This window comes from Promicromonospora umidemergens (genome assembly GCF_024171995.1).
Taxonomy (GTDB): Bacteria; Actinomycetota; Actinomycetes; order Actinomycetales; family Cellulomonadaceae; genus Promicromonospora; species Promicromonospora umidemergens.
The window spans coordinates 73,669-96,755 of sequence record NZ_JAMTCT010000018.1 but is presented as its reverse complement, the minus strand read 5'-3'; the positions used below and the strand labels follow the sequence as shown (position 1 = coordinate 96,755).

Sequence of the window (23,087 nt, the reverse complement as noted above, 5' to 3'; positions counted from 1 at the left end):
TGATGCAGACGGCCTTTGTCTTCGATGCCGTCCGGACGCCGTTCGGGCGGTTCGGCGGTGCGCTCGCCCACGTGCGGCCGGACGACTTGGCGGCGTTCGTGGTCGGTGAGCAGGTGCGTCGTGCGCCGGCTCTGGATCCCGCGGTCGTTGGCGATGTGATCCTGGGCAATGCCAACGGTGCGGGGGAGGAGAACCGGGACGTGGCGCGGATGGCGGTGTTGCTCGCGGGCCTGCCGGTGTCTGTGCCGGGTACCACGGTGAACCGGTTGTGCGGGTCGTCGCTGGAGGCGGCGGTGCAGGCTGCCCGTGCTGTCGAGTCGGGCGACGCGGACGTCGTCGTAGCGGGTGGTGTGGAGTCGATGAGCCGTGCGCCGTGGGTGCTGCCCAAGACGGACCGCCCGTTCCCTGCGGGAGACCTGAATCTCGCCTCGACCACTCTGGGCTGGCGCTTGGTCAACCCGCGGATGCGCGCGGAGTGGACGGTATCGCTCGGGGAGGCGACCGAACGGCTGCGGGAGAGGTACGGGATCACGCGGGAGCGGCAGGACGAGTACGCGCTGCGCAGCCACACCCTGGCCCATGCTGCCTGGGAGTCCGGTCGCTATGCCGCCCTGGTGACGCCGTATCACGGTACGGAGCCCAGCACGGAACCCAGCACGGAGCCTGGGGCGAAGCCGAGCACGGGGCCGGGTACCGGGCTGACCCGTGACGAGTCGATCCGGCCGGGTACCTCGCTGGAGCGGCTGGCGGCTCTCACGCCGTCGTTCCGGCCGGCGAGCGACGGTCCGGGCGGCGGCACCGTCACCGCGGGCAGTGCCTCGCCGCTCTCGGACGGCGCCTCCGCGGTCCTGGTCGGGTCGGAGCGCGCGGCCGGCCTGACCGGTCTCGAACCGCTGGCGCGCATCGCCGGGCGGGCGGCGGTCGCGAACGAGCCGCAGTACTTCGGGTACGCACCGGTCGAGGCGGCCGAGCGTGCGCTGGCCCGCTCGGGGATCACGTGGGACGACGTCGCTGCCGTGGAGATCAACGAGGCCTTCGCCGCGCAGACCCTTGCGTGCACGGACGCCTGGGGCATCGACCTGGACATCGTCAACGCCTGGGGTGGGGCCATCGCCCTCGGGCACCCGCTGGGGGCGTCGGGGACGCGCGTGCTGGGCACGCTGGCCCGGCGGCTCGTGGAAGAGGGCGGCCGGTGGGGCGTCGCGGCGATCTGTATCGGCGTGGGGCAGGGTATGGCTGTGGTGCTGGAGAACGTGACGAACGGTGGGACCGCATGAGCGCGACGGTCTTCGCGTCGAGCGCGCTCGACGCGCTCGGGGACGTCGCCGACGGCGCGACGGTCATGATCGGCGGGTTCGGGCCGGCGGGGCAGCCGGCCGACCTCGTGGCGGCGTTGCTGGAGCAGGGTGCCTCCGACCTCGTGGTGGTGAGCAACAACGCGGGGAACGGGGAGGACCCGCTGGCCCGGCTGATCCAGCACGGACGCGTGGCCAAGATGGTGTGCTCGTTCCCGCGGCAGGTCGACTCCTGGCATTTTGACGCGGCCTACCGGTCCGGAACGGTCGAGCTGGAGCTGGTGCCGCAGGGCAGCCTGGCCGAGCGGATCCGGGCGGCGGGCGCGGGGATCGGCGCGTTCTTCACACCGACCGGCTTCGGCACGCCGCTCGCCGAAGGGAAGGAGCATCGGCGGATCGAGGGCGTCGACCAGGTGCTGGAGTACGCGATCCACGCGGACGTCGCGTTGGTGCGGGCTGACCGGGCGGACGGTGTGGGCAATCTCGTGTATCGCAAGACGGCACGCAACTTCGGTCCGATCATGGCGGCCGCCGCGCGGCGCTCGGTCGCGCAGGTGCGCGACGTCGTCCCTGTCGGGCAGCTCGATCCCGAGGCCGTGGTGACGCCGGGCATCTACGTGGACGCCGTCGTCGAGCTCACGGAGGTCACGAGCACGGCGGGAACGAGCACTGCCGGAACCGTCGCGGCCGGTACGGATGGGTCGGCATGAGCGCCAGGGACACCGTCGCGCGGGGAGCCCCGCTCACCAGGGCGCAGCTCGCCGCCCGGGTAGCTGCCGACATCGCTCCCGGGTCGTACGTCAACCTCGGTATCGGTCTGCCGACGCTGGTCGCGGACCACCTGGCCGCCGACAGCGGGATCATGCTGCACACCGAGAACGGGATGCTCGGCATGGGGCCGTCCCCGGAGCCCGATGACGTGGACCCTGACCTCGTCAACGCGGGCAAGGCCCCCGTGACGGAGCTGCCGGGGGCCTCGTACTTCCATCAGGCCGACTCGTTCGCGATGATGCGCGGCGGTCACATCGACGTCTGCGTGCTGGGTGCGTTCCAGGTCTCGACGTCCGGCGACCTCGCGAACTGGTCCACGGGAGCGCCCGACGCCGTCCCCGCCGTCGGCGGTGCGATGGACCTGGCAACCGGGGCACGGCGGACCGTCGTGATGATGAGTCTGCTGACGAAGGACGGCGCACCGAAGCTCGTCGAGCGGTGCACGCTGCCACTGACCGGTGTCGGTTGTGTGTCCCGGGTCTATACCGACCTCGCTGTCTTCGACGTGGGCCCCGGCGGCGTGCGCGTCGTGGAGACCTTCGGCACGACGCACCGTGAGCTGGAGACGCTGCTCGACCTTCGGGCGGCGGGGACGGGGTAGGGGCGCGGGTGTTCAGCCACGAGGCGAGGAACGGTGCGGGCGCGGCGAAGATCGGGTTCGCGCCGGTCAGCGGATTTTCCTGGTCAGAGCCAGCGAGGCAGCTCGGGCACGGGATCGCCGTCCGTCGTCGTCAGCCGGGACCGGCCGCGGCCGGTCAGCCAGCGGACCAGGTCAGGTAGTGCGCCGCGGACGCCCGAGACGTCGACCGGTTCGCCGCGCCTTGCCCACGTGCCGAGGATGTCGTCCCGCAGGTGCTCGAGCACCTCTGTCGGTACGTCCGCGAACGACGGGGCGACGCCCCTGGAGACGTCGGCGAGGTCGACCGCATGGACCCAGACCTCGCGCGTACGCATCCAGGCGGTCTCGGACACCGGCACGGTGCGGCCCTGAGCCGTTACCACCTGGGCGGCCCAGGCCGCGCCGGGCAGGTCGCGCCACTCCACGTCCAGGTGGACCGCCGCGTGCGTCGCGAGGTGCCGCAGCGCCTGCGCGGGCAGCGTGGAGCCCCGCTCGATCTCGGCGTTGCGCTGCGTGGTGGACGCGTACATGGGCGTTGCCTCACCGGTACGCGCCCACTCGACGAGGCGCACCAGCGCCCGCGCGTTGTAGCCGACGTGCGCCACCACGTGCGCTCGGGTCCACCCCGGCAGCGCCGAGGCCTCGTACAGCGCGGCGTCGGGCAGATCGTTCAGCACGCGGGCGAAGTACGCGGTGCCGAGCCGTGCCCAGGCCAGTGTCTCGGCAGGTGCCTCGGGTGCGTCGTACCGCGCTCCGGCACCCTGCCGGAGCCGGAGCGCTTCCCGGGCGGCGACGGTCATGGCACCTGCTCCGCGACGGTCCGGTTGGTCAGCTCGCCGATCCCGTCGATGCGGACCGTCACGGTCTGGCCCGGTCGCAGGTACTCCTGCGGCGAGCGAGCGTGCCCGACGCCGCCCGGCGTGCCCGTGATGATGACGTCGCCGGGGTTCAGCGGCAGGATCGTGGAGACGTACCGGACCAGGTGCACGGGGTCGTGCACCAGGTCGTGGACGTCGCCCCGCTGCCTCTCCACGCCGTCGACCAGGGTCGTGATCTGCGCGTCGGCAGGGATCTCCTCGGGGGTGGCCAGCACCGGGCCGAGGGGGGTGGAGTCCGCCCACATCTTGCCCTGGAGCCACTCCTTCGTGCGGAACTGCCAGTCGCGCATCGACACGTCGTTGCAGACGGAGTAGCCGGCGATCGCCGCAAGCGCCTCGTCCGCCGAGGCCCTGCGCACCCGCGAGCCCACGACGACCGCGAGCTCGCCCTCCCAGTCGATCGTCCCGGACTCCGGCGGCAACGGGATGTCGTCACCCGCGCCGAGCAGGCAGTCCGCGAACTTGGCGAACAGGGTCGGGTGCTCCGGCAGATCGCGCCCCATCTCCAGGATGTGTGCCTTGTAGTTCAGGCCGACGCACACGATCTTTCCCGGGCTGGTCACCACTGGCGCCAGGTCCGCGGAGGCCAGCGGCAACCTCTCGCCGTCGTGCGGCCCCGGCTGCCTGACGGTGGCGAGCGCGCCGGCGCGCAGCACGGCGCCCACATCGGCGTACCTCGGCAGCGTGACGAGGGAATCGCCCTCGACTCGGGCCGCGACCGTCGTCGCCGCTCCGTCTGCGGCGGTGGTGCGGAGGGTGGCGAGCTTCATCGGTGGGTCTCCTCGACATGGGTTCGGGCGAAGTGGAGACGCTCCATGATCGGAGCGTCGGAGAAGCGGAACAGGTCGAACTGGGAGCCGGCGGCCAGCGACCACTGGACCCATGACGGGACGACGAACAGGTCGCCCTTGACGAGCCGGTGCTCGGCACCGCCGAGCGTGACGACGCCCTCGCCGTCGAACACCTGGAAGACGCTCGAGCCGACCTCGCGGCGGCCCGGCGTGACCGTGCCCGCACGCAGGCGGTGGAACTCGCAGCGGATCGTGGGCATGACGTCGCCGCCGGTGGTCGGGTTGGTGTACCGGATCGCCGCATGGCCCTGCTCCGCCGTGGCCGGCTGGCCTTCCTCCTCGAGCAGGAGCTGCTCGGTCAGGGCGGCGTCCGTGTGCTCCCACCGGTAGGCCATCAGCGGCGAGGACACCGTGTCCTGCAGTCCGCTGAGCGGCCGCAGTCCCGGGTGCGCCCAGAGGCGCTCGGCACGCGAGTAGCTCGGGGTCGCGTAGTCGGTGACGCGCTCCGAGCCGAACTCGAAGAACCCGACGTCGTTGTGGTGCGAGAACGGGATGTCGAGCCCGTCGATCCACGCCATCGGGCCGTCCGTGTCGTTGTGGTGGCCGTGGAAGTGCCAGCCAGGGGTGAGCAGCAGGTCACCGCGGCTCATCCGCACGGGGTCGCCGTTCACCACGGTCCACACACCCTCGCCCTCGACCACGAACCGGAAGGCGTTCTGCGCGTGCCGGTGCTCCGGCGCCGTCTCGCGCGGCCCGAGGTACTGGATTGCCGCCCACAGCGTCGGGGAGACGTAGGCACGGCCGCCCAGTCCGGGGTTCGCCAGGCCGAGCGCTCGGCGCTCGCCGCCGCGGCCGACGGGCACCAGGTCGCCCGACTGCCTGGCCAGGTCGTAGAGGCGGTCCCACTTCCAGACGTGCGGTACGGCCTGCGGCTTGGGGTGGGTCGGCATGAGGTCGCCGAGCTGGGTCCAGAGCGGAACGATGTGCTCCTCCTCGAAACCCTGGTAGAGCGCGCGCAGCTCGGGAGTCTCCGCCGGCCGCATGGCGTTCTCCACGTCGTCGTGACCGGGAGCGTCGTCGGGGTAGACCTCGTCAAGGGTGATCGCGTCAGTCATCGGTTCACTTCCTCGTGAGATAGGTGTCGACGGGACGTGGACCGTGCCCGACGGCGTCCGCGTGGTCGCCCGGGTCCAGGACCGGTCCGTAGAGCCAGTCGACGAGGTGGTAGTCGTAGGTGTCCCTGCGGCGGAACGCCTCGTCGCGCAGCAGGACGTGGACCGGTTCGTCCACGTGCCAGATGTCGCCCCAGAGCCGGCCCGTCGACTGGACGGTCGCCGCCGCGGCAACGCGGTCGGCCTCGTAGCGGTGCAGCGCGGCCTTGACGTCGCCGGCGCACCAGCGCTCGCTGTCGCGCCCCTCGGCGAGTGGGGCGAGGGCGTTGGCGAGCGCGGCGCCGTCGAGGAGCGACTGCCCGGCGCCCTGCGCGAGGTACTGGAGCATGGCGTGGGCCGCGTCACCGAGCAGGGTGACGTTGCCGTTGGTCCAGCTGGTGATCGGCTCGCGGTCGTACATGGGCCAGCGGTTCTCACGCTGGATCGAGGACAGCCCTGCGACGACGGGGGCCGCCAGTTCCGCGTAGGTGGCGTCGAGCTCGGCGGGGGAGCCCCAGTCCTCCTTGCCGTCCAGGTACTCCTGCGACCGGAAGACCGCCACCTGGTTGTAGAGCTTGCCGCCGCGCACGGGGTACTGGACGAAGTGGCAGCCGGGGCCCATCCAGACGACGACGTCATCCGTGTCGGTGAGGCGTTCGACGGTCTCGATGGGGACGACCCCGCGGTAGGCGATGTAGCCGGAGCAGACCGGCTCGTCGTCGACCACGTGCTCGCGCACCACGGAACGGAGGCCGTCCGCCCCGACGAGGATCCGGCCGGTGATCTCCTGGCCGTCCGCGCAGGTGACGGTGACGCTGTCACCGTGATCGGCGACGCGTTCGACGTGGTGGTCGGTGAGGAGCGTGACCATCGGCTCCGCCCGCGCGGCGCGGAGCAGGGCGTCGAGGAGGTCGCTGCGGTGCAGCACGACGTACGGCCCGCCGTACCGGGTGGCGGCGTCCTCGAGGTCGAGGTGGCTGAGCTCCTCGCCCGTCGCCGCGTTCGCGAAGACGAGGCGCCGGGGGCGCACCGCGTGGGGCAGCAGGTCGGCCAGGACGCCGACCCCGTCGAGCATCCGCGTGATGTTCGGCGCGAGCTGTAGTCCGGCGCCGACCTCTTTGAACTCGGCCGCTCGTTCGAGGACCGTCACGGGGATACCCCGCCGGGCGAGCATCAGTGCCGCCCCTAGTCCGCCGATGCCGCCGCCCGTGATGATCACGCGGTCGGTGCCGTGGGTCATGGCTTCCTCCTCGAAGTCGCGACGAGCGGTTGCTCGTACGGCGTCTCTGCCTGGCGTCGACGGTACGACCGGAGTTCTGTGGGTCGCAAACATGGGCTACGCTTTTTCTGTGGAGCAGAATCTGTACCGTGTTGAGGCGGTCGACCGAGCGATGGTCCTGCTGACGCTTCTGGCCGAGCGGGGGTCACTGAGCGTCACCGAGGCGGCGACCTCTCTCGGTGTGGCTCCCTCGACGGCGCACCGCCTCCTGACGACCATGGCGGGCCGTGGGTTCGTGGAGCAGGGTGAGCGCAAGCTCTACCGCCCGGGCCCACAGCTGCTCGGCCTGCGGACGCCGCAGCGGAGCATCCCTGCGCTCGTCGCCCGGATGCGGCCGGTCCTCCAGACCCTGCACGACGAGGTGCGCGAGACCGTCCACCTGGTCGTCCTGGCGGGACCCGACGTCCAGTTCGTGTACGGGATCGAGGGGCAGCAGGCGCTGCGCATCGGCCTGCGCATCGGCTCCCGCATCCCTGCCTACTGCACGTCCGGTGGCAAGGCGATCTTCGCGGCGCTGTCGGCCGACGCGGTCGACGAGCTGCACCCAGATGGGCTGCGACCCTGGCCAGGCAGGAACGCCGGGTCGCTCGCGGAGCTGCATGCGGAGCTCGACCGGGTGCGGTGGCGCGGATACGGCGTGAACACCGAGGAGAGCGAGCGCGGCGTGGCGGCGCTGGGCGTCGCCGTCGGCGCCGACGCCGCGCAGCCTGTCGGGGCCATCAGCATCTCGTTGCCGACGGCACGGTACGCCCCGGACGACGAGCCGCGGCTGGTCGCACCGCTCCGGGCGGCGCAGGCCGAGGCCGTCCGGGTGCTTGGCGGCTGAGGACGATCGGCCGGGGACGAGTCGGAGCGGCTCGTCGCCGCAGCCCGGTGTGCGCATCCGGGTCCCTGCCCCGGGACCCTGCCGGACCCACGCATAGGATTCAGAGGTGACACAGGACAGCACCTCGCCCTCCAGACCCGAGCCGGTGCCAAGCCGGAGCAGGGGGTGGGACGAGACCGCGCTCGTGCTGCGCGAGCTCGCCTGGACGGTGCACCGCAGGGGTATGCACCCGCCGGGCTCGCCAAGTCTGCCCGTGACGGAGATCGCCGTGCTGACTCTGGTCCGCGAGCGCCCCGGTCTGTCGGTCGGTGAGGTCTCGCGGCGCCTGGACCTGCAGCAGTCGAATGCCAGCGCGGCGGTGCGCGCGCTGGTGGGCCGCGCTCTGGTGCGCCGGGAGCCCGGTGCGGTCGACCGGCGGGTGACGCGGCTGTTTCCCACGGAGGCCGCTGAGGCGGAGCATGTGGCGCTGGCCGAGAACTGGGCGGGTCCGGTGCGGGAGGCGCTGCGCGGTCTGGAGCCCGAGCACGTCGCTGCGATCGCTGCGGCGACGGAGGCTCTGCGGGTCCTGGAGGAGCGGATCCGGACCGACGGAGGAGAGCAGGTGTGACGTTCGACGTGTCCGGCCGGTCGCGCTAGATATTGCATATGGGCACATATATAATTCCGGAGTGATTTCCCAGACCTCCCTTGCCGAGAATCCCGACGAGCTCACCGCGACACCCGTCGTCGAGGCGGCGTCCGTGCCGTCCGTTCCGTCCGACGACGCCCCATCCGGTCCGGGGCGGACCGGCCCGCGGCTGGGTGGCATGCTGGTCGCCGTCCTGGCCCTGCTGACCGCAGTCGCCCCGATGTCGATCGACATGTACCTGCCCGGATTCCCCGCCATCGCGGCGGACCTGGGCACCAGCGCCTCCGGTGTCCAGATCACCATGACGACGTTCCTGGCCGGGCTCGCCATCGGGCAGCTGTTCATCGGCCCGCTGTCCGACGGCCTCGGCCGCCGGGGGCCCCTGCTCGCCGGGATCGTCCTGTTCTTGATCGCCAGCGTCCTGTGCGCCCTGGCCCCGAACGCGACAGCGCTGGCCTTCGCGCGGTTCCTGCAGGGGCTCGGCGGCGCGGCGGGCCTGGTCATCGCCCGGGCCGTCGTGGCCGACGGCACCCGCGGTCCCGCTGCGGCCAAGCTGCTCGGCGTGCTGACGATCATGAGCGTCGTCGCGCCCGTCGTCGGTCCGCTGGTTGGCGGGGCCGTCATCGCGGGCGCCGGCTGGCGTGCCGTGTTCTGGGTGCTGGCCGGTGTGTCCGTGCTCATGCTCGCCGGGGCGCTCGTGTGGGTCCGCGAGACCCTGCCCGCCGAGGCTCGCACGCGCGGCGGGATCGCCCAGACCCTCGCCTCCGCACGCGTGGTCCTGGCCAACCGCACCTACACCGGTTACCTGCTGACCTTCTGTCTCGGGTTCGCGGGCCTGTTCGCGTACATCGCCGCCTCGCCGTTCGTCGTGCAGAACATCCTCGGCAGGTCCGAGGCGGAGTTCTCGCTGATCTTCGCCGGGAACGCTGTCGCCATCACCGTGACCAGCGCCCTCGCGGCCGCGCTGGCGGGCAGGGTCTCGTACCGGCTGGTCATCGGGATCGGTCTTGTCGTCAACATCGTGGCCGCCGTCGGGCTGCTCACCTCGGCGCTGTCCGGGGTGCCCGGCGTGCTGACCCTCGTGCTCTTCGGGGTCTTCCAGGCGTCCCTCGGCCTCGTGTTCGGCCACGCGACCACACTGGCCCTGGCGCAGACCGAGCAGCACGCGGGCACCGGCTCCGCGTTCCTCGGGTTCGGCCAGTTCCTGCTCGCAGCGCTCGTGTCCCCGCTGGTCGGCATCGCGGGGGAGGACAGCGCGCTGCCGATGGCGATCGTGATGGTCGTGTGCGCGGTGCTCGCTGCGGCGTCGTTCCTCGCGGTGCCCCGCACGCCACGCCCGAACTCCCGGGTCGGCCTCGACCGCGACAGCTTCGAGGCATAGACGAGGCGCAGCGGCTCGCGCTAGCCGCACTGCCCTCTTGCGCCAGGTGTTGGCGTGCTTGTTCCTCCGGTCCTCCAGGCTGGCCCCAGATCCTGACACCTGGCGCACATGGGAGACTGGAACTCTACGACGATGGCCCGACCGGAGACCAAGCACGCCCCGTGAACAGCAGCGCAGAGAGCCCGACCCGGCGTCAACACGTCCGCCAGGAGGTGCTGAGCAACTCGGTCGCAGCGGCCCGCGGCCTGCTCACGGAGGGCGGGCTCGAAGGCGTGACGATGCTGGCGGTCAGCCGGGTGGTCGGGATCGCCGGACCTGGGCTCTACCGGTACTTCCCGAGTCGGGCCGACCTGCTGCGGGCGACGTGCCGACATGTGCTCGACGAGCTGGTCGCGCACGTTCGCGCGGCCATCGTGCGCCAACCGGCCGGCGACCGTGCTGCTGAGCTGCACGCCATGACGAACGCGATGTTCGCCTGGTGCGTGGCGCACCCCCACGAGTTCGACCTGCTGCTCGGGGCCGGCCTGCGCCTCGAGGCAGGCGCGTCGGTCGGGGGCGAGGCCCGCGGCGGCACGTTCTATGAGGTGGCGAGCCTCGCATTCCCTCCGGTTGCGGCGCAATGGGCCGACGGCGCGGTCCGGTTCGATGAGCCCGTTCCCTCGGGACTCGAACCGGAGCTGGCTGCACGTCGCGACGTCCTGCTCGCGACGTTCCCCGACGTGCCTCGCGACGTGCCGCTGGGGTTGGTCGCCGCGGTCCGCGTCGCCTGGCAGCGCACCTTCGGTCTGCTGTGCATGACGGTGTATCACCACATCACCGGACCTGACGAACAAGTAAGGCGCGACTACATCACCTCCCTGCTCGACGACCTGAACGTCCGCAACCTCAAGCTCTTCGGCCTGGGGCTCAGCCCCGCAGTCGTCCTGGAACCGGTCTTCACCGGCGCGACCGACGGGGGACGGGCGTGAGCATGCCGGGTGCCCCGGGCCGTCGCGCACGACTCCGGCGCGAGCTGGTGACGGAGGCTCTGACGTCGGCGCGCCGCCTGTTGGACGAGCACGGCCCGGACGGCGTCACGATGCAGGCCGTCGCGAAGGACGTCGGGATCGCCGCGCCCGGGCTGTACCGCTACTTCGACGGTCGCCCGGGCCTGCTGCACGCCACCCACCAGGACGTCGTCGACGAGCTCCTGGCCTTCGTGGAGGGGGCCAGGGTGCGGCAGCCGGCGGACGATCCCGACGCGCAGTGCCATGCTGTCGTCCACGCGTTGTTCCACTGGTGCCTCGCGCACCGCAACGAGTACGACCTGCTGATGTCGGGCCGGTTGCGTATCTCCGGCACGGGTGAGACCCCGCCCGACGACGTCCGCCACGCGCCCCTGATGGCCCTTGACCGCGTGGGCGCAGTGTTCGCACCGATGGCCGTGGCGTGGTGGCTGGCAGGTTGCCGGGTGGTCCCCGACGAGGAGATCCTGCCGGCCCTCTTGCCTCATCTGCGGGTGGCTCGGGACCTGATGCGCGCGATCCCTGGCTTCCCTCGGGACGTCCCGCTCGGGCTGCTGCACGCGATGAACCTGTGCTCGGCACGACTCTGGGGCCTGCTCACACTGACCGTCTACGGCCATCTCGGCGACGTCGACGGCCCCGGGGCGGCAGCGCACGTGGAAGCGCTCGTGCACGACCTCGTCGTCGACCTCCTTGCCATCTTCGGCCAGGAGGTTTCCGACGACGTCGTGCTGGTGCGGGACGCCGTCGTCCCCCGGTCGTGATCCGCGGCCCGACGGCGATCGCTGCCGGGCCGGGCGCCAGGCGGGCGCCTACCCCAGGGACACCGCACCGAGGCGGTCGGCCACAGCGACGAGCACGAGGAAGTTCGGGACGTCGTTGGCCAGCACCGACGACCTGAACAGCTTGCCCTGCCGCTTGACCAGCAGATATCCGTTGTCGATCCGCAGGCTCGTGATCTCGGACCAGGGGGTGAGCTTCTTCCCGAGGACCAGTCCCTCCGGCGTCGCGGCCGCGGGCCCGAACTCGACCGACCGGCCGGCGGCGAGCTCGGCGAGGACGCGGGGCGCGTTGGCGCGGGTGATCCCGTCCTCGAGCGCGGGGCCCCAGACATCGATCCGCTCGAACTCCGCGGCGCGGGTGATGTTGCCGAGATCGACGCCGTCGCTGTTGGCGATCATCGTGCTGAAGGCGACCGTCTGCCCCATGACCACCGGAGGCGTCGCGGCGTTCAACAGGCCGTAGGACCACCTGGCCTGGCCGTCCGACTCCCACGAGGCCCTGACGCCGACCCGGACCAGCCGGGTCTCGTCCCAGCGGTAGGGCAGCACGCGACCCTTCGCGCCGAGGATGACCACGCCCTCGTCGAAGATGTGCATCGCCTGGTCGCCCTGGGTGTCCTTGGCCTTGATCATCATGCCCGCCACGGCACCGCCGATCAGCACGACGAACAGGACGATGAAGCCGATCCCGATGATGGACGCGAGCAAGCCGGCGGAGGCGAGCATCCAGAGGACGAGGCCGAAGAGGATCAGCGGCGGGATCAGCATGAGGGCGGGGCTCCGTCGTGGCTTGTTTCCCGCCGCAGTGAACTCCGCACGGCGCTCACCCAGCCGCAGCGCGTGCGCGGCCTGGTCGATCGACTGGTAGCTGATGGGGTCGGGCATGGAAGGCGTCTCCTCGTACAGGGCCGGCGTGTGCTCGAACGCTAGCGAATCCGCGTCCGATTTCAAAGAGGCCCTATCGATGCGAGGGGGTGTAACATTTCGGCCGGCGTCGCGCGGAGCGCCACACGAGTGAGTCGCTGGTTGTGAACGACTGACGGGTACCTCGACTGCTGGATCCTCAGGTCTGAGCTCGAACGAGCGAGCGTGCCAGCGCCGTGCTCTCCGCCAGCGTGTCGATCCCCAGCAACCGGGTGGCGAGGACCCCCTCGTGCAGCACGAGCAGCCGAACGGCGAGGGTGGCGGGGTCCGAGCATCCAGCGAGGCCGGCGAGCTCCTCGAACAGGGCGCGCAGCCAGAGCTTCTGATCCGCCGCGACGCGGTGCGCGGGATGTGCGGGATCGGGAAGCTCGGCGAGGGCGTTGAGGAAGGCGCAACCGCGGGTGCTCGCGGCGCTCCAGTCCTGCAGTGCGACCAGGGGAGCGGTCACCGCCTCGAGCGAGTCACCACAGGAATCGATGGTCGCGCGGACCAGTGCCCGCCACCGTCGGTCGCGTCCGGCGAGATATGCCGCCACGACCTGGTCCTTCGAGCCGAACTGGTTGTACAGGGTTCGCTTGGTCACCCCCGAGTGCTCGGCGATCAGATCGACGCCGACCGCCGTGATCCCGCGGTGGTAGAACAGCTCCTCGGCAGCCGCGACGATGCGGCGGGCCGCAGGCGTCATGGGACGCATCTCCTGCATCTGAGGTCACCTTCACCGATCGGTATAGTACCCGTCAACTTTACCGATCAGTATAGCTCTGAAGGGATCCAGCGATGAAGGCACCCACGACGATGCGCGCCGCCCGGGTGGCGCACCACGGCGGACCGAAGGCCCTCGAGGTGACGGAGGTGAGCACGCCCTCCGTCCCGGCGGGGGAGGTGCTGGTCCGAGTCGGCTCGACAGCACTGAACAACACCGATCTGTGGACGAGGGAAGGCGCCTACGGTCGCCCGGACGACCCGGCGGCCCTGTCCGGCTGGCGAGGTCCGATCGATTTTCCGCGCATCCAGGGTGCGGACGTGGCCGGTCGTGTCGTCGCGGTGGGCAGTCACGCGGACGAGGGGCTCATCGGACGCAGAGTGGTCATCGATCCGGCGATCTACGACTCCGACGGCCCGGACGCGAACCCGGTGGGCCTGATGGGGAGCGAGCGCGACGGCGGATACGCCCAGTACGTGACCGCGCCGAGGGCACGTGTGCACGACATGTCGGCTTCTCCGCTCTCGGACGACCAGCTCGCGGCGCTGCCGACCGCGTACGGCACAGCGCTGGGCATGATCGAACGGGGCCGATTGCGCAGAGGAGAGACCGTGCTGGTCTCGGGGGCTTCCGGCGGCGTCGGCCTCGCGCTGATCCAGCTCGCCCGGGCTCGCGGAGCGCGCGTGCTCGCCATCAGCAGCGGATCCAAGCTCGGCCCCGTGCGCCAAGCAGGCGCCGACGAGGTCATCGACCGTGCGCAGGACCTCGTCGCGCAGATCCGCACGGCTGCCCCGGAGGGGATCGACGTCGCGCTCGACGTCGTCGCGGGTGACCTGCTGCGCGAAGCGTTGCCGCTGCTGCGGGAGGGCGGCCGATGGGTCGTGGCCGGCGCGCTCGGCGGGTACGAGGTGGACTTCGACGTGCGCCGCCTCTACCTGCACAACGCCCAGGTGATCGGTTCCTCGATGCATACCCCCAGGCACTTCGAGATGCTCATGGACATGGCGCGCGGTGCCGAGATCGAGCCGGTGATCTCCGCCGTGTTCCCGCTGGACCGGGTCGGAGAGGCGCAGGAGGAGCTGGCGCGCAGGGAGCATGTGGGGAAGATCGTCCTGCACCCCTGGGCGCACGGGAGCGCGGCTCCGGCAGGTGGGCCGCGAACGGAGCACAACGACGAGCACTGAGCACTGAGCCTGGAGGCTGGTGTGGGTCGGGGGCCGGCAGACCGCGGCGAAAGACTGCCCAGCAGGACGTCGGTGGCAGGGCCACGACCCCGGCGACCACCCGAGCATCATCACTGTCAGTGGTAGCCGCTACGGTTCCCCCCCATGGACGGACGATGGACATCTGCGCAGGTCGCAGCGGTCGCGCCGGATGCTGCCTCGCTCGCTGCGGCGCGAAAGCTCGGCACCGGGACGAAGCTCACGAGCGCGGGGTGGGCGAGCGACGAGGCGTTGCTGTGGGGCTACTGCGCTGGATCAGGCAAGAGCGGGTACCAGATCTGCGTGGATCTGGCCGAACCCGCGTACAAGTGCTCCTGCCCGAGCCGCAAGTTCCCGTGCAAGCACACCCTGGCGCTGCTGCTGAGCTGGGCTGACGAGAGCGTCTCGGCGGCCGAACCAGTGGACTTCGCGAGGCAGTGGAAGGCGCAGCGGGCCGGCCGGGCTCAGGCGAAGGTGACGCGGGCGAGCGCGCCGGCGACCCCCCAGCAGCAGGCCGCGGCGGAGAAGCGTGCGGCCGTGCGGGACGAGCGGATGCGGGCAGGGGTCGACGAGCTCGCCCGCTGGCTGGACGACCGTGCCACGGAGGGGCTGGCCCCGCTCGCCTCGGCTGGTTACGCGCCGTTCGACCAGATGGCGGCGCGCCTCGTGGACGCCCAGGTTCCGGGGCTGGCGGCGCGGGTGCGGGAGTGCGGTGCGGTGGCGTCGTCCGGGTCCGGCTGGGCGGATCGCCTGCTGGTCGAGATGGGCCTGCTGCGCCTGCTGGCGACCGCGGCCGGGCAGCTGGACCAGCTCCCTGAACCGTTCGCCGCGACGGTCCGAGCTCGGCTGGGCCGGACCCCGGGCACCGAGGAGGTGCTCGCGACCGAACCGACCCGGGACACCTGGCAGGTGCTGGGCAGTCGCGACACCACGGACTCCACGCTGGTCGCCCGTGCCGTCTGGCTCCGGGGGCGGCAGACGGGTCAGGTCGCTCAGCTGCTCGCCTTCTCCCCGCCCGGCCAGCCGCTGCCCGCTGCGAGCGCGACCGGTACCGAGGTGGACGCGGATCTGTACTGGTATCCCGGCGCTCTGGAGCTGCGGGCGGTCCTGCGCCCCGGGCAGGCGGCGGCGAGCTCGTTCGCGGCGCCTGCTGGTGCCGTGAGCGTCGAGTCCGGGATCGACCAGGTGGCGCGGGCGCTCGGCGCCGACCCGTGGCTGGACCGGTACCCCCTCCTGCTCCGGGGCGCCCTGGTGCCCGGGCGAGACGGCTCCCCGTGGTGCGTCATGTCGGAGGGCGAGGCATTGCCCCTGATAGGTGCGGCCTCGCAGGCGGAACCCTGGCATCTTTACGCCGCGACCGGCGGGCAGGAGTGTGACGTGGCGGTCGAGTGGACCCCGCGCGGCGTGGTTCCTCTGTCGGTCTGGACTCTCGGCGGGCTGGTGAACGCATGAGTGCGACGGATGTTCTGCTTGCCTCGGCGCTGGTGGGCACCGCACGTCGCCCCTGCGTCCTGGCGCCCGACGACGAGCCGCTGCTGGCCGGGGTGCTGCCGACCGGGACGCTGAGCCCCGCTGACCTCCTCCACGCGGCAGGTGCGGTCGCGCTGGCCGGCCGGGCCACGAACCGTGACCGGCGCCGGGTCGCGCCCGTAACCTCGCTCGCCGAGTTCCGGGCGCACGAGGGTCCCGAGACCACCGACCTGCCGGAAGCGTCGTCGGTCGCGACGAGCCGCCTCGCCGCGCTGCTGGCGCAGCCGTTGAACCAGGACACGCTGTGGGGTCTTGGCGTCTGGTTGGACACGTGCCGTCAGGCCGGACGGCAGGTCCCGGCGCACCTGGTTCCCGGTCTGCTGGACGTCGCGGCCCGCAACCGCGCACTGCGAGCCCCTGCCCTGGCGGTCGCGGGCCGGGTGGCGCCGTGGCTGGCGCAGGCGGCGGCGGGCCGGTGGACCTGGGTGACCCGTGACGCCGTCGGCGAGGAACGGACGGCAGGTCTCGCTGCGACGGCCCTGGCTGCCCTGCTGGAGCTGGTGGACCTGGAGATCCTGGAGGCACGGGTCGACGGCGGAGTCACCGAGGCCGACGAGCCTGCACTGGAAAAGGCACTGAGGTCGGCCAGGACCCGCAAGGCCGCTGCCACCCTGCTGCGACGTCTGCCGGGTAGCGCGTACACGGCCCGGATGCGGGTACGGCTCGCCGCGTGCCTCGCCGTCGGGCCGGACGGGCTCACGGTGACGTTGCCGTCCGAGCTGCCCGCGGACGCCGTGCGCGACGGGCTGGTCCGCAAGGCCCCTGCCCGGCGCGGGGAGCGTGCGTGGTGGTTCGAGCAGCTGGTCGGCGCCGTGCCGATGGCCGCATGGTCCGACCTCGCGCCGGATCCGGCGGTGCTGCTGGACGCGACCTCGAACCTGGACGTGGCGGCCGAGCTGGTTCGTGGGCTCGCGGTCGCGGCCCAGGACCAGGAGCACGCCGGGCTGGCGCGGTCCCTGATCGGACGAGGCGAGATCGGCATCCAGGGGCGAGAGGCCCTGGCGGCGCTCCTGGATCCTGCGGACCGGGCCCAGGCCGCGCTGACGCTGCTCGTGGACGACCAGATGCTCGTCGCCGCTGCCGTGCTGCGCGCACTGCCGCACCCGTGGCCACGTGAGGTCGAGGAAGAGGTGTTCGCCTCCTTGCTGCGCTCGCCGAGCCGGCGCTGGGAGACCGCCGTCGGGGACGTCGCAGGCACGTTGCTGGACCCGTCCTGGTTGCCACGCCTGACCGCGGAGGCCGCGCGGTCCGCGAGCGCGACCAAGGGACGCAAGGGCACCGTGCGCCCTGACCACAGCCGTACCGCCCTGGACCGAGCCATCGAGCTCATCACCATTCGCCGCGACACGTTCGCCGAGCTGAACGACCTGAAGGAGTCCCGTTGACCGTCATCACCGAAGCCGTGATCCTGCGCCCGCACGCCGAGGACCTGTACGCGAGCGAGCTCGCCTACCTCGCCGAGCAGGACGACCGGCAGCGCCCACCGGGCTGGCGGCTGTCGCCGCAGGCGGTCGTCACCTACCTGCTGGGCGACGGCGACCAGGTGACACCCAAGTACGTCGGGCCGCGCCGCCTCATGGAGGTGGCGGTGGCCACCCTTGCCACGGACCGCGCGCTCCTGCTGATCGGTGTGCCCGGCACAGCCAAGACGTGGGTGTCCGAGCATCTCGCCGCCGCCGTGAGCGGGGACTCGACCCTGCTGGTGCAGGGCACCGCCGGAACCCCGGAGGAGGCCATGCGCTACGGGTGGAACTACGCCCAGCTGCTGGCGCACGGCCCCAGCGAGGCGGCCGTGGTGCCCAGCCCGGTGATGCGCGCCATGCAGCGAGGCTCGGTCGCCCGGATCGAAGAGCTGACCCGCATCCCGTCGGACGTGCAGGACACGCTCCTGACGATCCTCTCGGAGAAGACGATGCCGATCCCGGAGCTCGGCACGGAGGTGCAGGCCACCAAGGGTTTCACCGTCATCGCGACGGCGAACGACCGCGACCGCGGCGTCAACGAGCTGTCCAGCGCACTGCGTCGCCGCTTCAACACGGTGGTGCTGCCCACGCCGGGCACCGTCGAGGAGGAGGTCGAGATCGTCAGCCGCCGCGTGGAGTCCCTCGGGCGCTCCCTGGAGATCCCGCAGGCTCCACAGTCCGCCGACGAGATCCGTCGCGTGGTCACGGTGTTTCGCGAGCTGCGGGAGGGCGTCACGGCGGACGGCCGCACCAAGGTCAAGAGCCCGTCCGGCACCCTGTCCACCGCCGAGGCGATCTCGGTGGTGACGGCGGGGCTCGCGCTGGCCGCGCACTTCGGGGACGGCGAGCTGCGCCCCGCCGATGTCGCCGCCGGGATGCGCGGCGCCATCGTGCGCGACCCCGCCGCGGACGGCCAGGTGTGGCGTGAGTACCTCGAGACCGTGGTCCGTGAGCGGGACGGCTGGGAAGGCTTCTACGCGGCCGCCCGGGAGTCCGAGTGACGACGTCGTCCGTCGTCGGTCAGGTGCACCTGCTCGGCGTCCGACACCACGGTCCGGGCTCGGCGCGCTCCGTCCGGCGGGCGCTGGAGGAGCTCAGGCCGGACCTGGTGCTGGTCGAAGGGCCACCAGAGGCGGACGACCTGGTCGCCTTCGCGGCCCAGGACGACCTCGTGCCGCCCGTCGCCCTGCTGGCCTACCAGGAACCGAAGGCCGTCTCGAAGCGCACCGTCACCCCGGACGGCACGCCGCCGGCCGAGCCCGACGGCCCCCGGGCGGCCTTCTGGCCGTTCGCCGTCTTCTCCCCGGAGTGGCAGGCGATGCGCTGGGCCGCGCGGAACGACGTCCCGCTACGGTTCATCGACCTGCCCGCTGCGGCGCACCTCGCGCATCGCGCGGCGTCCGAGGACGTGCCGGGGGCGGCGGACGACGGGCCGGGTGGCGCACCGGACGAACCGCGACCGGCCCGCGTCGACCCGCTCGGCGCGCTGGCCGCCGCTGCCGGGTACGGCGACGCTGAACGGTGGTGGGAGGACGTCATGGAGCACCGCGAGGGTGGGGCCGCGGTCTTCGACGCCGTCGAGCAGGCCATGACGGCCGTGCGGGAAGGGGAGCCCACCGACCCATGGGACGCGCTGCGCGAGGCCCACATGCGGCAGTCCGTGCGGGCGGCGCTCGCGGAGGGGGCGCAGCGGATCGCCGTCGTCTGCGGTGCGTGGCACGTACCAGCACTGACCGGTCCGTCACCCGCCGCGACCAAGGACGCGGCGCTCGTGAAGCCGGTGCTCCGGGAGGCCGCGAAGGCGAAGGCGATCCTCACGTGGGTGCCGTGGTCGCACCGTCGGCTCGCGGCGGCGTCCGGCTACGGGGCCGGGGTGGAGTCTCCCGGCTGGTACCACCACCTGTTCACGGTCGAGGACCGACCCGTGGAACGCTGGCTCGTGAACGTGGCACAGGCCCTGCGCGCGGAGGACCTGCCGGTCTCGTCGGCGCACGTGATCGAGGCGGTGCGGCTCGCGGAGACGCTGGCCGCGCTGCGAGGGCGGCCGGCCACGGGGTTGGAGGAGGCGTCCGAGGCGGTCCGGGCCGTCCTGTGCGACGGCGACGAGGTTCGCCACGCGCTGGTCCGGGACCGGGTCGAGGTAGGGGACCGGCTCGGTTCGGTGCCTGACGGCGTGCCGACAGGGCCCCTGGAGCGAGACCTGGCCGCCACCGCCAAGCGACTGCGGCTCCCGCGGGAGGCGCTGGCCCGCGACCTGGACCTGGACCTTCGGAAGCCGACCGATCTCGGTCGCAGCGCCCTGCTGCACCGCCTCGACCTGCTCGGGGTGCAGTGGGGCGAGCTGACCGGGACGCGCGGAAAGGGCACGTTCCGGGAGTCCTGGAAGGTTGCCTGGGACCCGCGGCTCGCCGTGGACCTCGTCGCGGCGGGGACGCACGGCTCGACCATCGAGCAGGCGGCGAGCGGCGCGGTGCTGGCCGCCGCCCGGACGGGGGGCCTCGCGGGCCTGGCAGCCCTGGTGGAACGCTCGCTGCTCGCTGAGCTCCCAGGAGCCCTGCCAGGGCTCCTGGACGCGGTGGCGGACCGGGCCGCCGTGGGGTCGGACACCGACGCCCTGTTCGAGGCGATCCCCGCGCTGGCCAGGTCCCTGCGGTACGGCGACGTGCGCGGCACCGCACCGGGGGCCCTGCGGCAGGTGCTGCTGGGCCTGGTCGCTCGTGCGCGGACCGCGCTGCCCGGCGCGGTCACCACCCTGGACGATGACGCGGCGGCGATCTTGGTGCCTCGTCTGCGCGAGGTGACGGCCGCGGTGACTCTGCTGGGCGCGGAGGCGGGTCTGCGCGAGGACTGGCTCGCGGCTCTGGAACGCCTGGCCGACCGGGACGATCTGCACGGCCTGGTCGCCGGCTGGGTCACCCGGACGCTGCGCGACGAACGCCTCGCGGACGTCGAGACCACCAGCGTCCGCCTGTCCCGCTATCTCAGCCGGGGCACGCCCGCGCGGACGGCTGCCGCGTTCGTGGAGGGTTTCGCCGGGGGCAGCGGACTGGTCCTGGTGCACGACACGGTGCTGCTGCGCCTCATCGACGAGTGGCTCGTGTCGCTCGGCGAGGACCTGTTCGTCGAGGTGCTGCCCCTGCTGCGGCGAACCTTCGCCCAGTTCGAGGGTGCCGAGCGGCGGGTCATCGGTGAGCAGGTCGCAGGCCGCCGGCTGCACGTGGCCGACGTCGTCCCGCTCGATCCCCAGCTGGTGGCCCACGTGCTGCCCGTCCTTGCCACGATCCTCACGCCGACCATCTCGTGCCCTCAGGAGACGTCATGACCACACCCGAGACGGACGAGCGGCTGCGCCGCTGGCGGTTGGTGCTCGGCGGCGGTGACGACGGCACGGGCGTCACGCTGGACGGGCGCGACGCCGGGATGGACAAGGCCCTGGAGGCCCTCTACAGGTCGGGCGGCGACGCAGGGAGCGGCCCACGGGGAGCAGGTCTCGGCGCCAGCGCCCCGAACGTCGCCCGGTGGCTGTCCGACGTTCGGGAGTACTTCCCGTCCACCGTGGTGCAGGTGATGCAGCAGGACGCGATCGAGCGGCTCGACCTGCGCCGTCTGCTCCTGGAACCCGAGATGCTCCAGGCGGTCGAGCCGGATGTGCACCTGGTGGGCACCCTGCTGTCGCTGAGCGGGGCCCTGCCCGAGAAGACGCGGGCCACGGCGCGGGAGGTCGTGGGCCGCGTGGTCAAGGACCTGGAGTCCAAGCTGGAGCAGCGCACCAAGGCGGCCGTGAAGGGGGCGATCGACCGCACGGCGCGGACCAGCCGCCCGAGGCACCACGAGATCGACTGGAACCGCACCATCCGTACGAACCTCAAGCACTACCAGGAGGAGTACTCCACGATCGTGCCCGAACGGCTGGTCGGGTACGCCCGCAGCCAGCGGGCGGTGCAGCGCGACGTCGTGCTGTGCATCGACCAGTCGGGATCCATGGCCGCGTCGGTGGTCTACTCGGGCGTGTTCGGTGCGGTGCTCGCCTCGATGAAGACGCTCAAGACGTCGCTGGTGGTGTTCGACACGGCCGTCGTCGACCTGACTGAGCAGCTCAGCGACCCGGTGGACCTGCTGTTCGCGACCCGGCTCGGGGGCGGCACCGACATCAACCGGGCGCTGTCCTACTGCCAGTCGTTGGTCACGCGTCCCCGCGAGTCGATCGTCGTGCTGGTCAGCGACCTGTACGAGGGCGGGGTCCGGCAGGGCATGCTGTCGCGGGTCGCCTCGATGCTCGCCGCCGGAACCCAGGTGGTGGTGCTGCTCGCCCTGAGCGACGAGGGCACCCCCTCCTACGACAAGGAGAACGCCACCGCGCTGGCCGCGCTCGGGGTCCCGGCGTTCGCGTGCACGCCCGACCGGTTCGGCGACGTGATGGCGGCAGCGATCGAGCGACGCAGCCTCGCCCCGTTCGTGCCCGACCCGGCGTGAGCGTTGGCGCACCGGGTGCCGTTCACGCTCCGGGTCGGCGGTGCGCCTCGGCATGCTCCCGGCCGAGCAGGTGTCGCAGGGCCGGCTCCAGGGTGGCGTGCCGGAACCGGTGTCCCCGTGCGAGCAGGGCGGCGGGCGACACGCGCTGGCTGGCCTCGGCGAGCTCGGTCGCGCCCTGCCGGCCCAGCAGCAGCCGTGGCCCCAGAGCGGGAACCGGCAGCACCGCGGGCCGCCGCAGCACGGTGGCCAGGGTCTTGGCGTAGGTCGCGTTGCGCACCGGCTGCGGCGCGACGGCGTTCACCGCACCGGACAGCGCGGTGTCGTAGAGCGCCCGGTGGTAGACGTCCACCAGGTCGTCGATCCCGATCCACGACTGCCACATCCGTCCGTGGTCGAGCCTGCCGCCGAGCCCCGCCGCGAACAGCGGGTAGAACAGCCGCAGCGTGCCGCCGCGCGGGGACTGCACCAGTCCCGTGCGCACCTGGACCACCCGCAGTCCCGCGTCAGCGGCTGCCGACGCGGCGTTCTCCCAGTCCGCGACGACGTCGGCAAGGAATCCGTCGCCTGGTGCGCTGGACTCCTCCAGCACCTCGTCCCCGCGGTCCGGGCCGTAGCAGCCGATCGCCGACGCACAGACGAAGACCTCCGGTCCGCCCGAGGTGCGGCCGGCCAGCTCGGCGAGCGCCCTGGTCGGCCCGATGCGCGATCCGCGCACTGCTGCACGATGCGAGTCGTCGAACCGGCCCGCTATCGAGGCGCCGGCGAGATGGACCACGGCGTCGACGCCGCGCAGCAGGTCGTCGGCCGGTGCCTGTGGGTCCCAGCGCCGCTCGTCGGGCCCCTGCGGCCGGCCCCGGACCAGCCGGACGACGCGGTAGCCCGCCGTGGTCAGGAACGGCGCGAGGGCGCTACCGACCAGGCCGCTGCTGCCCGTCATCGCGACGACCCTTGGCCGGTCGCCGTTGTTCCGGGCCGTTGCCTGTGCCGCCAGGTCCATGCCGAGCTGGCGGTGCCGGTAGGCGAACATGCTCCGCAGCAGCGCACGTGGCACCGGGGTCTGCACCGTGTCCGTGATGCGGGTGTGGTCGCCTTCGGCGCGGAAGTCGTGGGTGTGCCGCCACGGCAGCACCCAGCGCAGCGGCGCGGAGACCAGCTCGTCGACGAACTGCTCCGGCGGTCGACAGCCCGAGTGCCGTGCCACCCACCGCAAGCCGAGGGGCAGCCCGAGCACCGCCTCGCCGTCGGCCAGCGACCGCGCCTCCTGCACGACGCGCAGGGGTGCCCAGGGCGGCGTGAGCCTGTGGATCGCGCCGGGCTGCTGGTGCCAGGCGAAGACCTCGGGCCGAGGGTATGGCACGACGCTCGAGAAGGTCTGCGGCATGGTTCC

Annotated in this window: 21 protein-coding genes; 14 read left to right on the top strand and 7 right to left on the bottom strand. The window is 72.3% G+C overall.

Features of this window, described 5'->3' with window-relative positions; translation table 11 throughout:
* Positions 1-2 precede the first annotated feature (2 nt).
* The 3 genes from APR04_RS23040 to APR04_RS23030 are packed head-to-tail and all read left to right on the top strand — an operon-like array spanning position 3 to position 2,667.
* Entirely contained in the window at positions 3-1,277 is a 1,275-nt protein-coding gene (locus tag APR04_RS23040) for a thiolase family protein (protein WP_253874803.1), read from the top strand.
* Positions 1,274-2,005 carry a 3-oxoacid CoA-transferase subunit A gene (locus tag APR04_RS23035; RefSeq protein ID WP_253874801.1) on the top strand — a complete coding sequence of 244 codons (732 nt, stop codon included), beginning with the start codon at positions 1,274-1,276 and terminating at the stop codon, positions 2,003-2,005. Before APR04_RS23040 ends, APR04_RS23035 begins: the two co-directional genes overlap by 4 nt.
* Positions 2,002-2,667, top strand: a complete 666-nt coding sequence (locus APR04_RS23030; protein ID WP_253874799.1) for a 3-oxoacid CoA-transferase subunit B — start codon at positions 2,002-2,004, stop codon at positions 2,665-2,667. Before APR04_RS23035 ends, APR04_RS23030 begins: the two co-directional genes overlap by 4 nt.
* An 83-nt stretch (positions 2,668-2,750) precedes the next feature.
* Here the strand turns inward: APR04_RS23030 and APR04_RS23025 are convergent, their stop codons facing one another.
* The 4 genes from APR04_RS23025 to APR04_RS23010 form a co-directional block, all read right to left on the bottom strand.
* Entirely contained in the window at positions 2,751-3,485 is a 735-nt protein-coding gene (locus tag APR04_RS23025; RefSeq protein WP_253874797.1) for a maleylpyruvate isomerase N-terminal domain-containing protein, read from the bottom strand.
* Positions 3,482-4,333 carry a fumarylacetoacetate hydrolase family protein gene (locus APR04_RS23020; protein WP_253874795.1) on the bottom strand — a complete coding sequence of 284 codons (852 nt, stop codon included), beginning with the start codon at positions 4,331-4,333 and terminating at the stop codon, positions 3,482-3,484. The genes APR04_RS23025 and APR04_RS23020 overlap by 4 nt, the downstream gene beginning before the upstream one ends.
* Positions 4,330-5,397, bottom strand: a complete 1,068-nt coding sequence (locus APR04_RS23015) for a cupin domain-containing protein (protein WP_253874908.1) — start codon at positions 5,395-5,397, stop codon at positions 4,330-4,332. Before APR04_RS23015 ends, APR04_RS23020 begins: the two co-directional genes overlap by 4 nt.
* A gap of 76 nt (positions 5,398-5,473) precedes the next feature.
* Positions 5,474-6,745: an FAD-dependent monooxygenase gene (locus APR04_RS23010; RefSeq protein WP_253874792.1), complete on the bottom strand. Its 1,272-nt coding sequence runs from the start codon at positions 6,743-6,745 to the stop codon at positions 5,474-5,476.
* Between the two features lie 109 nt (positions 6,746-6,854).
* Between APR04_RS23010 and APR04_RS23005 the strand changes: the two genes are divergently transcribed.
* The 5 genes from APR04_RS23005 to APR04_RS22985 all read left to right on the top strand — a co-directional run bounded on the left by APR04_RS23005 (position 6,855) and on the right by APR04_RS22985 (position 11,387).
* On the top strand, positions 6,855-7,610 hold the full coding sequence (locus tag APR04_RS23005; RefSeq protein WP_253874790.1) for an IclR family transcriptional regulator: 756 nt from the start codon (positions 6,855-6,857) through the stop codon (positions 7,608-7,610).
* Positions 7,611-7,716: 106 nt separating this feature from the next.
* Entirely contained in the window at positions 7,717-8,217 is a 501-nt protein-coding gene (locus APR04_RS23000; protein WP_253874788.1) for a MarR family winged helix-turn-helix transcriptional regulator, read from the top strand.
* Between the two features lie 61 nt (positions 8,218-8,278).
* Complete coding sequence (locus APR04_RS22995) at positions 8,279-9,619, top strand: multidrug effflux MFS transporter (protein ID WP_253874786.1); 1,341 nt, start codon at positions 8,279-8,281, stop codon at positions 9,617-9,619.
* 161 nt (positions 9,620-9,780) lie between these two features.
* Positions 9,781-10,587 carry a TetR/AcrR family transcriptional regulator gene (locus tag APR04_RS22990; RefSeq protein ID WP_253874784.1) on the top strand — a complete coding sequence of 269 codons (807 nt, stop codon included), beginning with the start codon at positions 9,781-9,783 and terminating at the stop codon, positions 10,585-10,587.
* 2 nt (positions 10,588-10,589) lie between these two features.
* The gene (locus APR04_RS22985) at positions 10,590-11,387 is read left to right on the top strand and encodes a TetR/AcrR family transcriptional regulator (protein WP_253874906.1); all 798 of its coding nucleotides are present in this window, start codon (positions 10,590-10,592) and stop codon (positions 11,385-11,387) included.
* A 48-nt stretch (positions 11,388-11,435) separates the two neighbouring features.
* Here APR04_RS22985 and APR04_RS22980 read toward each other — a convergent pair whose 3' ends face one another.
* Together APR04_RS22980 and APR04_RS22975 are read right to left on the bottom strand one after the other, a co-directional pair.
* Positions 11,436-12,290: a DUF6585 family protein gene (locus APR04_RS22980; protein WP_253874782.1), complete on the bottom strand. Its 855-nt coding sequence runs from the start codon at positions 12,288-12,290 to the stop codon at positions 11,436-11,438.
* Positions 12,291-12,468: 178 nt separating this feature from the next.
* Positions 12,469-13,032: a TetR/AcrR family transcriptional regulator gene (locus APR04_RS22975; protein WP_253874780.1), complete on the bottom strand. Its 564-nt coding sequence runs from the start codon at positions 13,030-13,032 to the stop codon at positions 12,469-12,471.
* A 74-nt stretch (positions 13,033-13,106) separates the two neighbouring features.
* Here APR04_RS22975 and APR04_RS22970 point away from each other — a divergent pair, with 74 nt between their 5' ends.
* The 6 genes from APR04_RS22970 (at position 13,107) to APR04_RS22945 (ending at position 21,700) form a co-directional block, all read left to right on the top strand.
* Entirely contained in the window at positions 13,107-14,216 is a 1,110-nt protein-coding gene (locus APR04_RS22970) for a zinc-binding dehydrogenase (RefSeq protein ID WP_253874778.1), read from the top strand.
* 144 nt (positions 14,217-14,360) lie between these two features.
* Positions 14,361-15,686 (top strand): SWIM zinc finger family protein, encoded by a 1,326-nt coding sequence (locus tag APR04_RS22965; RefSeq protein WP_253874776.1) that lies wholly within the window; start codon positions 14,361-14,363, stop codon positions 15,684-15,686.
* Positions 15,683-17,149, top strand: a complete 1,467-nt coding sequence (locus APR04_RS22960) for a DUF5691 domain-containing protein (protein ID WP_253874774.1) — start codon at positions 15,683-15,685, stop codon at positions 17,147-17,149. Before APR04_RS22965 ends, APR04_RS22960 begins: the two co-directional genes overlap by 4 nt.
* Positions 17,146-18,228, top strand: a complete 1,083-nt coding sequence (locus APR04_RS22955) for an AAA family ATPase (RefSeq protein ID WP_253874772.1) — start codon at positions 17,146-17,148, stop codon at positions 18,226-18,228. The genes APR04_RS22960 and APR04_RS22955 overlap by 4 nt, the downstream gene beginning before the upstream one ends.
* Complete coding sequence (locus APR04_RS22950) at positions 18,225-20,549, top strand: DUF5682 family protein (protein WP_253874770.1); 2,325 nt, start codon at positions 18,225-18,227, stop codon at positions 20,547-20,549. Before APR04_RS22955 ends, APR04_RS22950 begins: the two co-directional genes overlap by 4 nt.
* On the top strand, positions 20,546-21,700 hold the full coding sequence (locus APR04_RS22945; RefSeq protein ID WP_253874768.1) for a VWA domain-containing protein: 1,155 nt from the start codon (positions 20,546-20,548) through the stop codon (positions 21,698-21,700). The genes APR04_RS22950 and APR04_RS22945 overlap by 4 nt, the downstream gene beginning before the upstream one ends.
* A 22-nt stretch (positions 21,701-21,722) precedes the next feature.
* On the opposite strand, the gene APR04_RS22940 is transcribed toward APR04_RS22945, so the two are convergent.
* A complete protein-coding gene (locus tag APR04_RS22940) occupies positions 21,723-23,081 on the bottom strand; it encodes a TIGR01777 family oxidoreductase (RefSeq protein ID WP_253874766.1) in 1,359 nt (452 codons plus the stop codon).
* Between the last annotated feature and the right edge of the window lie 6 nt (positions 23,082-23,087).